This is a genomic window from Shewanella sp. 10N.286.51.B8 (assembly GCF_041469325.1).
Lineage (GTDB): Bacteria > Pseudomonadota > Gammaproteobacteria > Enterobacterales > Shewanellaceae > Shewanella.
In genome coordinates this window covers 1-9,808 of record NZ_JBFRKG010000045.1, presented here as the reverse complement: position 1 = coordinate 9,808, position 9,808 = coordinate 1, and the positions used below count along the sequence as shown (strand labels likewise).

The 9,808-nt window shown below is 36.8% G+C and carries 11 protein-coding genes; 7 read left to right on the top strand and 4 right to left on the bottom strand.

Features of this window, described 5'->3' with window-relative positions:
- The first annotated feature begins 177 nt into the window (after window positions 1–177).
- Window positions 178–414, top strand: coding sequence for a hypothetical protein (locus tag AB4160_RS16390; protein WP_372005557.1), 237 nt, complete (start codon window positions 178–180; stop codon window positions 412–414).
- Window positions 415–467: 53 nt separating this feature from the next.
- On the top strand, window positions 468–872 hold the full coding sequence (locus AB4160_RS16385) for a hypothetical protein (RefSeq protein ID WP_372005554.1): 405 nt from the start codon (window positions 468–470) through the stop codon (window positions 870–872).
- A gap of 178 nt (window positions 873–1,050) precedes the next feature.
- Here the strand turns inward: AB4160_RS16385 and AB4160_RS16380 are convergent, their stop codons facing one another.
- Both AB4160_RS16380 and AB4160_RS16375 read right to left on the bottom strand, forming a co-directional pair.
- A complete protein-coding gene (locus AB4160_RS16380; RefSeq protein WP_372005552.1) occupies window positions 1,051–1,758 on the bottom strand; it encodes a hypothetical protein in 708 nt (235 codons plus the stop codon).
- 955 nt (window positions 1,759–2,713) lie between these two features.
- Window positions 2,714–3,610 carry a hypothetical protein gene (locus tag AB4160_RS16375; protein WP_372005549.1) on the bottom strand — a complete coding sequence of 299 codons (897 nt, stop codon included), beginning with the start codon at window positions 3,608–3,610 and terminating at the stop codon, window positions 2,714–2,716.
- Between the two features lie 789 nt (window positions 3,611–4,399).
- Here AB4160_RS16375 and AB4160_RS16370 point away from each other — a divergent pair.
- A complete protein-coding gene (locus AB4160_RS16370) occupies window positions 4,400–4,621 on the top strand; it encodes a hypothetical protein (protein WP_372005547.1) in 222 nt (73 codons plus the stop codon).
- Window positions 4,622–4,773: 152 nt separating this feature from the next.
- Window positions 4,774–4,989 (top strand): hypothetical protein, encoded by a 216-nt coding sequence (locus tag AB4160_RS16365; protein ID WP_372005545.1) that lies wholly within the window; start codon window positions 4,774–4,776, stop codon window positions 4,987–4,989.
- A 131-nt stretch (window positions 4,990–5,120) separates the two neighbouring features.
- Here AB4160_RS16365 and AB4160_RS16360 read toward each other — a convergent pair whose 3' ends face one another.
- Window positions 5,121–6,266, bottom strand: coding sequence for an SEL1-like repeat protein (locus tag AB4160_RS16360; protein WP_372005542.1), 1,146 nt, complete (start codon window positions 6,264–6,266; stop codon window positions 5,121–5,123).
- A gap of 365 nt (window positions 6,267–6,631) precedes the next feature.
- On the opposite strand from AB4160_RS16360, the gene AB4160_RS16355 reads away from it, so the two are divergent.
- Entirely contained in the window at window positions 6,632–7,738 is a 1,107-nt protein-coding gene (locus AB4160_RS16355; RefSeq protein WP_372005540.1) for a hypothetical protein, read from the top strand.
- A 287-nt stretch (window positions 7,739–8,025) separates the two neighbouring features.
- Here the strand turns inward: AB4160_RS16355 and AB4160_RS16350 are convergent, their stop codons facing one another.
- On the bottom strand, window positions 8,026–8,211 hold the full coding sequence (locus AB4160_RS16350) for a hypothetical protein (protein ID WP_372005537.1): 186 nt from the start codon (window positions 8,209–8,211) through the stop codon (window positions 8,026–8,028).
- A gap of 412 nt (window positions 8,212–8,623) precedes the next feature.
- On the opposite strand from AB4160_RS16350, the gene AB4160_RS16345 reads away from it, so the two are divergent.
- Together AB4160_RS16345 and AB4160_RS16340 are read left to right on the top strand one after the other, a co-directional pair.
- Window positions 8,624–9,172 (top strand): pyocin activator PrtN family protein, encoded by a 549-nt coding sequence (locus AB4160_RS16345; RefSeq protein ID WP_372005535.1) that lies wholly within the window; start codon window positions 8,624–8,626, stop codon window positions 9,170–9,172.
- Window positions 9,173–9,345: 173 nt separating this feature from the next.
- A complete protein-coding gene (locus tag AB4160_RS16340; protein ID WP_372005533.1) occupies window positions 9,346–9,657 on the top strand; it encodes a pyocin activator PrtN family protein in 312 nt (103 codons plus the stop codon).
- Window positions 9,658–9,808: the final 151 nt, after the last annotated feature.

Below are 9,808 nucleotides of genomic sequence, written 5' to 3'. Positions count from 1 at the left end.
ACAGAATCTGTTACACCCTCCATAGCTCATCTCATTAAGCAGACTATTATTTGCTCCTTGCTTGATATTTTAGTCATAGCAAGGAGTAAACCTTCTAACTCCTATCAATAACCAGCACATTTTGCCTCTCTCGTTTCTAGTTAATAACGTCCATTAATCTATTAACGAGAAACATTCATGAACGAACATAAGCAGTTTACTCAAAAGACGAATAAGTTAGCTCATCTGCTAGAAAAGCTCACAGCAATAGTGAACTCAGAAGCGCTGTATCATGACATTAGTATCTACGCGGATGATGTAGAGCTGAAAATACTTAACTTTCAAATTAAGCAGCACTTGAGTCGTCAAGGGTTACAAGAGTCGGACATTAAACTGGCAACTGATTTTGTTACCAAGTACATAAACGACAGATAATTTCCTAGTGGGGTTCTTAGTTAATGACGAGGACATAAACACTAGGAATTAGTATGAACAAGTCAGAAACACAGCTTATTAGAGTCTATAAACGTCAATCAAAAAGTCCATGGAATGATCACAGCACAGTATTGCTGTTGGCAGACCACCAACTTGAGAACGATGAGATTCAACTAAGCTTTAATAACTACATTTATTTACATCGAAATGTCGCAGGCCAAATGAAAGGCATCAGTATCAGCAAGTCGCTGCTTGAAGAGAATGCTGAGCTTGAGAGCCAATACCTGTCAGGTATTGATGCATACATGATGTTATTGATATACATAGAGAATGTAGCCGCTTTTTGTGGGCTATTCAGCAACGAATTCATCAGTATTTTTGGGATACATCCAAATTATTACTTTGAAGCTGCTGAGCAATATTGGTCTGATCTCATTATTGCTGCTGACGCACAATAATAACCAACTAGCGAACCCTTTGGGGTTCGCTTTCTCATGGCTAACCCTAATGCTATCTAACAAGCTTTTGGACAGAAGCTTGTTAGAGTTAAAGCACTTAAAGTTATGAAGCTAATTAGGGAATGTATGGCAAGCTACGATGCGGTAACGCCTCGTTAAGAGGCAATAAAATTGCTGGCTAAAATAAGTGACGAAGGAGCAAAAGCCAACTGTTTATTGTCCTTTTAAACGACTTCTTAGTTTTCTTAGAGTATCCAGTTTTATTTGCCGTTGCTTCCTGTTCCTGATTGACAATATCCAATTCAGTTTTCCAGTCAAAAAAATTTATGCCACTCGTCATTATCTGGCTTGTCGTCAACGAGCTCCTCCCAATAAAAAACTGATATTGCTGATAAAAAAGCACGACTTCAACTTGAGATGTAATTACAGGATAGTACTTTTTATCTGGTAACTCAATGCAAGCAAGATGACCAGGAAAAGCTGTTATATCAATGCGTGATAAAGGTGCATTTTCATCGTTTACATCTACCCAAACATGAAAGTCATCTAACAACGAACTAAATAGTTCATAGTTTTGATAAAAAATAGGAAATATTCTATTTATTGTTCCTTGTTCTTTATTTGTTTTTTGAACATCCGAAAGAGGGGTTTCTTTACCGATTACCACTATTGCATTTTTTCCCCAGCTAAAATTATTTGAAATATATTTCTTAACTAATAGATGAGCAGGTAAACAATTACCTGTTAGCACTAATGAATTTGGAGTATTGTTTAATTGTGGTGAATTAAACCACAACTGACTTTCATGACCGCAGTAAGTAAACTTCATTTTTTTTAAATCACTACTTACAGCTTCAACCAGTTCTTCTAAATTAAAATCGTTCATGTGCTCCCTATCGGTACATCGGCTACCTTGAAAACTAACAGCTTATTATCCAGCGTCTCGAATAAATCCCTGCTTATAATTAATTTTTCATCTAACTTAACACGTAACTTGTTGATGTAAAATGACTAACACTTACTTTTATTGACCACATTAAGGTTGATCACTCCGCAAAGTTGAGCAAGAATATTTAGCGGCATCGACTGGCTGGTAATTACAACTTTTGAAGAACTGAAAACTTTATTTATCGAAGAAGCAGGTGAGATTACCTTTTGCTTCTCTACCGCCAGCGAATATAAACTAATTGAGCAAGCCAAGCGCACTTATGGATATTTGCCAATACTCAGCGACGTAATCGCTGTAGTAGCTAACTAAAACTGGCCACTACATTAGAGCTTACCTAGCTTATTTTTGGACAGAAATGAGTTTGTGCATTCCCTCAATATAATAAATTTGGATAAGTTCAGATAATGCTAGAAAACTCTGGGGCTCACTACAAAATATACCAACTTTAAACTCATTTTTGGGCATAAACGAGTTACTGTTTTCATAATTTACCTTAATCAACATTCCAGACTATACTTTCGAGACGATTAACAAGGATTGTTAAGAGGTTGCATGGAGCATATTGATCTAGGTTTAATTTGGGCCACTATTGGCCTGTTGTGCGTACTTTTTTCTATTATCTATTACTTGTCATCAGGTGATTAGTTGACGTTTTTCTACTCTTATCCTACTTAACTAGCTTAATTTCTCTAGCTTCAGGCTTACTTATTATTGCGGAGGGAAACATGGATGCCTCGGCTGCAGTGAAACGGAGTTCTTTTTATGGATAAAAATTATCTCTGGTGATTCCTCCAATGTGTTGAATCTACCTCACTCCTCTAGTAATGCCTGAAAGGCTTTACCTTGAAAGACACCCTTAGGGTGTCTTTCTCGTTTTTGTAGCAGTTAAAATCTATTGATAAAAAACGCTTTCTAATTCACCGCATAATACGGTTCGATATATGATTTTGCTTTGTAATAGCGTGACGTCTTGTGATGTTAAAAGAGTTTTACGGGTCTTTTTATCTACTCGAGTCACCATCTCTTCGAATAGTTGGTTATGCAGTCGCTTAATATCACTAAATATCTTCAAAGATTGCGAGAACAACATTATCTTGTCGTAATAGCCATGATTTAAGCCGTATAGCCATTTTAAGAGAATGGTTTGCCTTGCCGCCTTGGTCTTAAATGAATGCTCCATTTCAATCGCTGTTACGCTGCCAGACACTTCCAGTACAATGCCATCCACGTTTCTCACATCATGAGACTTAAACAGCCTTTTAAACTCCGGCTCAGTCACTACAGAGTGCCAAAACACATTGTCCTCACCATTCTTACTTTTATTATGTACGCCTCGTAGCTGGATATACTGCATCATCAAATCATGCATCACCGTATTTAGATTGACCCTTAATGATGGGTTGTCGCCTGAGCGAAAATACACTGCCACTGACAGTAATTCCTCAGCATACTTAGCCCCAGCATAATCGAGTACATAAACGCGATTATCCAAAGACCGATGAGTTATAACCACATTGAGTAATTTCTCCTTCATGAGCTTGTTTAAATGCTCTAGTGCCTGGCGTTGAGAAATACCGTAAAGCCAGGCAATAATCGTCGGTGACGTCACCCCAAATCTGGCCACTATTTTGATAGTGAGTTCCCTTCGAGCTTTGCCCGTTTGATTATTGTTAGCACCGCAGAAATACCGCATAGGAATAAACAAATAAGGCTGAAACTTTTCAGCCTTATCCCCAGCTTCATAAACGCTTACGTTAATCGCATTCTGTAACGCTTGATGTGTGTGCATAGTGATATCCGTATTCTTTGAATTATTGATATCAATAAGTAGTGTCAGGCACTGCAAATTATCACCACATGTCTCGTAATTCATGCCGTTAAACTGATTTATCCCTATCGGGATGGAAATAGCGATGAGCATCGCTACCGAGCCAGGCTTTGCCTGATGAGCAACTTGCTTCGCAATTCACTCATATGTCATGAAGCGCCCGCCTACTCTGATGACTCGTCATCAGAGTAGGCTTACGAACTCCGTTCTAGCACTTCAAGACATAAGCCGCGCATGCACCGAGCTACGCTCTGTACTAACCGCATTTCTGCCGCTGTCGATAGAGGGATGTGTGCCACATTTATCCCCTCATTCGCCGCTTAGCTTTTCTTACGAAAAGACTTGAGGTTTAGCCATTAATTTGTCCCAAATTAACGCCTAAATTTTGCTAGGGCAAAACTAAAATACGGTTAGTACAGACCAGCTGTACATGCGCGTGCTCCTTCGAACGCTGACTTCGTCAACGCCCAAATACGCGCTTTGAAAGCTTGTTATCACAAGCCGTTTTGTCGCAAAAAATCGTGCCGAGTTTTGCTGTTTAACAGCGAATTCTATCGAATAAAAGCGTATGAGTAATGAGGAGTAATTAATTTTTTTGTGCGAAAAAGTGAAGGTAATAGAAAAGAAAACAAGCAGGGTTTAACAAACTTTTTGTTGCTGAGCGTTGCAGTCAAACAAGTTTGCTTTTTAGCATTTTTTCATTAACTTGTATAGAGAACTAAAAATAAAATCGATGAAAAAGGATAACTCATGACTAAATTAAACTCGGCTCAACCCATTACGAATATCGACGGCACGCCAATGATTTCAGGCTCACAAGTAGATATTAATGGTAACCCATACGGCGTAACCGAAACGACAACGAGTCTCAGTTTTGATGACTCATCCTCATCCTGTGACTCTAGCTTTGAAAGTAGTTTTGATAGCAGCTTTGATTCTAGTTTCGACAATGATTTTGATAGTGGATTTTAATCATATGTCAGAACAATTATTAGCGAGACTAACACCCTATATTTTCATGTTGGTCGTCTCAATCATTTGTGGCTACCTGTATTTCAAACTCAATAACGGCATCTACCTTGTACCCATAGTCGTGATGCATTTGAAATTTCAATGGGGTTTATATGTCTATGACAAAAAATACGATGAGACCGTCAGCCCACCAAGCTGTTGGACTAAGTGCCAATATGTGTTTTTTAAATTTATCTAAACAATGGAGACATGAGATGGAGTTTATCGTACCGCTAGTTTTACTGATTTTTGGCTGTATCATCCTCACACGCAGAGCTTTAGCTGCGCATAAAGATGAAGTTGATAAAGATATCGCAGATAAAAAATAACCTGCCAATATCAATTTAAAACTATCACGGAATATTGAAGTAGAGGGTTTGTAGTGGCATAAATAGAATGTAATTCCTTTACATAAACCACAAAAGTGTAGCCATAACCCCCTACTGATGTGTAATCACACTTAGATTGAATTGAATGTATCTTGACTAGAATTGATTTGATATTGAAGTTGAGATACCTTTACCTTCGCACTTAACAAAACCTGTTCAGAAAGAAAGCTCTCAGCTAAATCTCTATTAAATTTAGCACCATCATGACCAGACGCCGCGGCAATTGAAAACCATATATAAGCTTTTTCATAATCTTGCTCTACGCCTTTGCTCATAGCATACATAGTACCAACATTATATTGAGCTAATACTACTCCTTTATCCGCAGCTTTCTTATACCATACAAAAGCTTCTTTAAAGTCTTGTTTAAAAAATTTGCCATTATCGTACATCAAGCCAAGATTATAATTTGCTTCTGCTTTTCCTTTGTTAGCCGCTTCTTTATACCAATGTGCGGCTTTTCCATAATCTTGAATAACCCCTTGACCAAGATCATATGACATCCCAAGGGCGAACTGCGCATCTACAAGTCCTTTAATTGCAGATTGTTCATACAAATCAGATGCTTTACGGTAATCTTGCACAACTCCTTTTCCATCACGGTACAAATTACCAAGGTTATATTGTGATGCCAAATAACCTTGTTTGGCAGCCTTCTCATTCCAAAATACTGCTTGCTTGTAACTTTGAGTAACACCCTCTCCTTTTTCATACGCTAGGCCAAGATGAAATTGTGCTTCAGCAATACCTTGTTCAGCAGCCTTTTTGTACCATTCGACGGCCTTTTCATAATTTTGAGAAACTCCCCTTCCACGCTTATAAGCTCCAGCAAGTGCCCACTGTGCATATGCAACGCCCTGGTTGGCAGATTTTTTATACCAGTCAAAGGCTTTGATAGGATCTTCAATAACTCCATCACCGAAATCAGAAGCAGTACCAAGAAGAAATTGTGCATATGGAAAATCTTGATTTGCAGCTTCTGTATACCATTTGATAGCTTGTAGTGAGTTTTGGGTTACCCCTTTACCATTATGATAAGCTGAACCAAGCCTATACTGCGCTATTGCATCCCCTGCTTTTGCTGCTTTTTCATAAAACTTAACTGCATTCTGGTAATCGCCCGTCTTAAATGCATCAATACCACGCTTCAAGTCGTCATTAGCATACAAATAAAATGACATTAGATAAGACAAACAAAGTAGAAATAAAGTTTTCATAAAAATCCTTTTTTAATTATATATCCCAGTTTTCAACTTAAACCTTAACGATTAAAAAACACTATTTACTAGCCATTATTAAGAACAAAAAACTACAAAATCAAAAAATAATTTAAAAAAGTAACCAAATTAAAATAATTTAGTTACTACATCTAAAATTCAAATTATATATTAGCCAAAAAATCATAATAAACTCACCACAGTGACTCAAACAATTTTTTTACTGAAAATCCATATCGTATTTTTAGCACACACATCAAATAGAAAGGTAATAAAAACCTATCATTTCATGTTGATTTTTTGTTACTTTTTCGTAAAATAGCACTCAGTCATTAGTATTACAATGAATTATAAAGGATTCAGTTTTGAAGAACAGCTTATCATTAGCGATAACAACATTAGCATTAAGCTTAGGCGGCTGCGCATTTTTAAATTTAGTAGAGGGCACTTCGATATTAGGGAGAGTTCCTGAACAAGGTAACAACTTTGAAGAAGTGTTCCAAAATATTGCAACACAGCGGTCCTCTGAGGTTAAAAAAATAAGCAGGGAATTTGGAACACTGGAATATATAAATCTAAACAATATACTAAACCATACAAGACGCAGCTCAAGATTATTTGATGACGACCGCCTTTTATTGAATGTTTTGGAAGCTTCATGCTCTGGCACTGTTTTTGTAATAAAACCTTCTAATGAAAAAAATCATTTTCTTAGATTATTAAACGCTAATTTAATTCACTACCCAGAACTAGATCTAAATAAAAATGACATTAAAAACATATTTAACACTAGTAAAAATAATAATTATAATAATAAAGAAGGTAGCTTAACAAACATTGTGGATAGTTACTTTGTAAATGTTAATCGTAATTCGGCACACAAATCATATTATTGCATCGTCAATAAAGAAGTAACTGATGCCATTTGGTTAGGATTTACTATTACACCATACAAATCTGCTTCTAAAACTAAATATGAGTATGATGATATATTAGTATATTTAAGCAAGGATCAAATACTTGACAAGTTTCAAAATCAACTCAAAGATGGGTGGATTGAAAGAAAAATCGAAATCAATGAAGAGATAAAAAATCAACAAGAGAAAGCTAAAGAACAAAAAAAGGCTGAAGAATACAAAAAAAATAATTTCAAAAAATCTATTGATTCGCAGAAAAAAGTTTGGGAGAACCGCCTTAAAAACACCTACCAAATTGGGGACTCTGTTTGTAGCTTTAAGGGTAACCTAAAAGGTAATATTGAGGTAATAAGTGAAAATAGGTTCAAAGTTTTTTGGCATGCAAACGCATCTGTTTATAGTAATTCGCCTTCTGAAGATGGACTATTTTTTGGTAATTTCCCCTATAGTTACTTCGATAACAACTTTTTGTTTCAAGTGAGAAACAAAGATATCAATAAATTTGAATGGATAAATAAAGACAAAATATCATACTGCACGCTGCACGAAGTTTAAGCATAAAATTTCTACATGTAAGTATAAATCTACAGTTTGCGGTCGAGATTAATTTCGACTGCAAGTTGGATGAATTTAGGGGGAGATTACATTTTACTGAAATTAAGTTCGTAAGTTATCGTTTAGTATTTATCCTTTGTTAGGTGCCATCCTTAACCATATTTACACTTATAGACTCTTAAGCTAATACCTTGCTCATCATAGATAAATTTGGCTCTCACACGAGTTTTTTTAGCTCTACATGCTTCTTTTTCAACCTCATAGCCTCCCGTACAGCGGCTACATTTCTAACTTGATGTCTGCCGATTCGTTGGCGACAGATGCCATAAGTTGCATTTGTTACAATGGTAGGGACTCAATTCGTTACCGTAATACTCCTTAGAGTACTCTGCAGCACCTTGTGCTTGTTCGGCATCACAATATTGAGCTAAAGGCTTACCAGAAAGTGAATCAACAGGCTTTCGTTGACTCACTTTCAAAACACACTAGATTAAAATTTATAGACTACTAAGAATAACGGCAACTATCATAAATTTTCAAAAGCCCCCTTAATAGCTTGCCGTACTTGAGACACATTAGTATGAGCATAAACCAAGGTATGCTTTAGCGATGTATGGCAAAGCGCTTTGGAAACAACAATCAGATCCGCCGAGTATTAAGATTCATGGTACAAACCCGCTAATGTAATCGCTTCCTTCCACACTAAGCCTTTGCCAGTCATGTATCCGTACTTTGATTTAGCCCCCGAATAAAATCAAATAATTAATCTGTATCCAAATCGATTGAACTTAAACTGCAAATTCGATTTGGGCATAACCAACATTTCGCACTGAATCGAAACTCCGAAATACTAGCCTCAACATTAATAATATTGAGGCTTTCTTCATGAACCAATTAACACAGCTGAGTACACAATTATCAGAATCACTGCAACTATCTGATGTTTCTATCAAGTTTGTTGCCAAGCAATATTTTGGCGTTGGAGAGGCAACCTTTAAGAAACGTCTCAAAACAGATGAGTTCTTAAAAAGCCTTAAAATTGATATTAAAAAGGGACGAATAACAATTGATGCACTGGCTAATATGTTTATGCATTATCGAAGTTTGACAATAAAAAGACTTCAAATAAACAACAATGCTTTTGACTCTAGCTCTTGTGATAAACAGCCCTCATATGAAGGTTCGGCTATGAGCCAAGCTTTGATGTCACAATATGGAGCCCCTCTTGTACCTTACTTGGAGGTTGCTAAAACCCTCTTCGGTTGGGCTGCATCCGGCACTGCAATGACGAGATTTCGTGATGGTACTATCGACAACACTCCACTCGTCACCATTTGCCTGGCCGAAGGCAATAAAGACGCTCTCTTTGTCTATGTCGACGACCTAGTTAAGTGCATCAATCACCCTCGATTTGTGAATATATCGAAGCGTTAAACACAGCCACATAATCAAACTCACGAGGTATTCTACGCCTCAGCTAAGTATGGATGAAACCATCATCCATACTCCCCACAACTAAGCATAACCCTGTTTTTTGGCTTACATTCAACAGCAAATACACTTATCAGATAATCCCCTAATTTATGCGAAGGATAATGATAAGAGCTATGAAGAAATCCATTAAGGCAAGTCCATTAAACAACGATAAAATGTCCGAAAGTTTCGCACTTTTAGTCCTCACCAATGATTTATGCCAACGATATGGAACTCCACTAATACCATACCTAAAAGTGGCTGAAGATTATCTAGGATACCAAACCCATAAAACTGCTATGGCAAAGTATCATGATGGTAGTGTCGATGAATTATCGTTAGTGACCCTGAAGTTTGGAACAGGTCGTAAGATGCCCATATTTGTTAAAGCAAACGATCTCGCAAGATATCTGCTGAACAGCCATGATGTGGTGATATGTAATTAATGAAAATTTGTCTAATTAACTCTCCTGCAGATTAACTGCACTGCAGGAGAGATTCTGAAGTCTTTTTAAAATAACAAACACTCCAAATTACTTTGGAGTGTTTTGAATAGAATAGTGATACAAGTCTATAGCTTGTTCTGGTCTAATTCCA

Bases quoted from the DNA above. Each gene is read 5' to 3' on its own strand.
- AB4160_RS16340 (WP_372005533.1), top strand. From the start codon at position 9,346: ATGAAGAAATCCATTAAGGCAAGTCCATTAAACAACGATAAAATGTCC.
- AB4160_RS16365 (WP_372005545.1), top strand. From the start codon at position 4,774: ATGTCTATGACAAAAAATACGATGAGACCGTCAGCCCACCAAGCTGTT.
- AB4160_RS16385 (WP_372005554.1), top strand. From the start codon at position 468: ATGAACAAGTCAGAAACACAGCTTATTAGAGTCTATAAACGTCAATCA.
- AB4160_RS16345 (WP_372005535.1), top strand. From the start codon at position 8,624: ATGAACCAATTAACACAGCTGAGTACACAATTATCAGAATCACTGCAA.
- AB4160_RS16380 (WP_372005552.1), bottom strand. From the start codon at position 1,758: ATGAACGATTTTAATTTAGAAGAACTGGTTGAAGCTGTAAGTAGTGAT.
- AB4160_RS16370 (WP_372005547.1), top strand. From the start codon at position 4,400: ATGACTAAATTAAACTCGGCTCAACCCATTACGAATATCGACGGCACG.
- AB4160_RS16375 (WP_372005549.1), bottom strand. From the start codon at position 3,610: ATGCACACACATCAAGCGTTACAGAATGCGATTAACGTAAGCGTTTAT.
- AB4160_RS16360 (WP_372005542.1), bottom strand. From the start codon at position 6,266: ATGAAAACTTTATTTCTACTTTGTTTGTCTTATCTAATGTCATTTTAT.
- AB4160_RS16390 (WP_372005557.1), top strand. From the start codon at position 178: ATGAACGAACATAAGCAGTTTACTCAAAAGACGAATAAGTTAGCTCAT.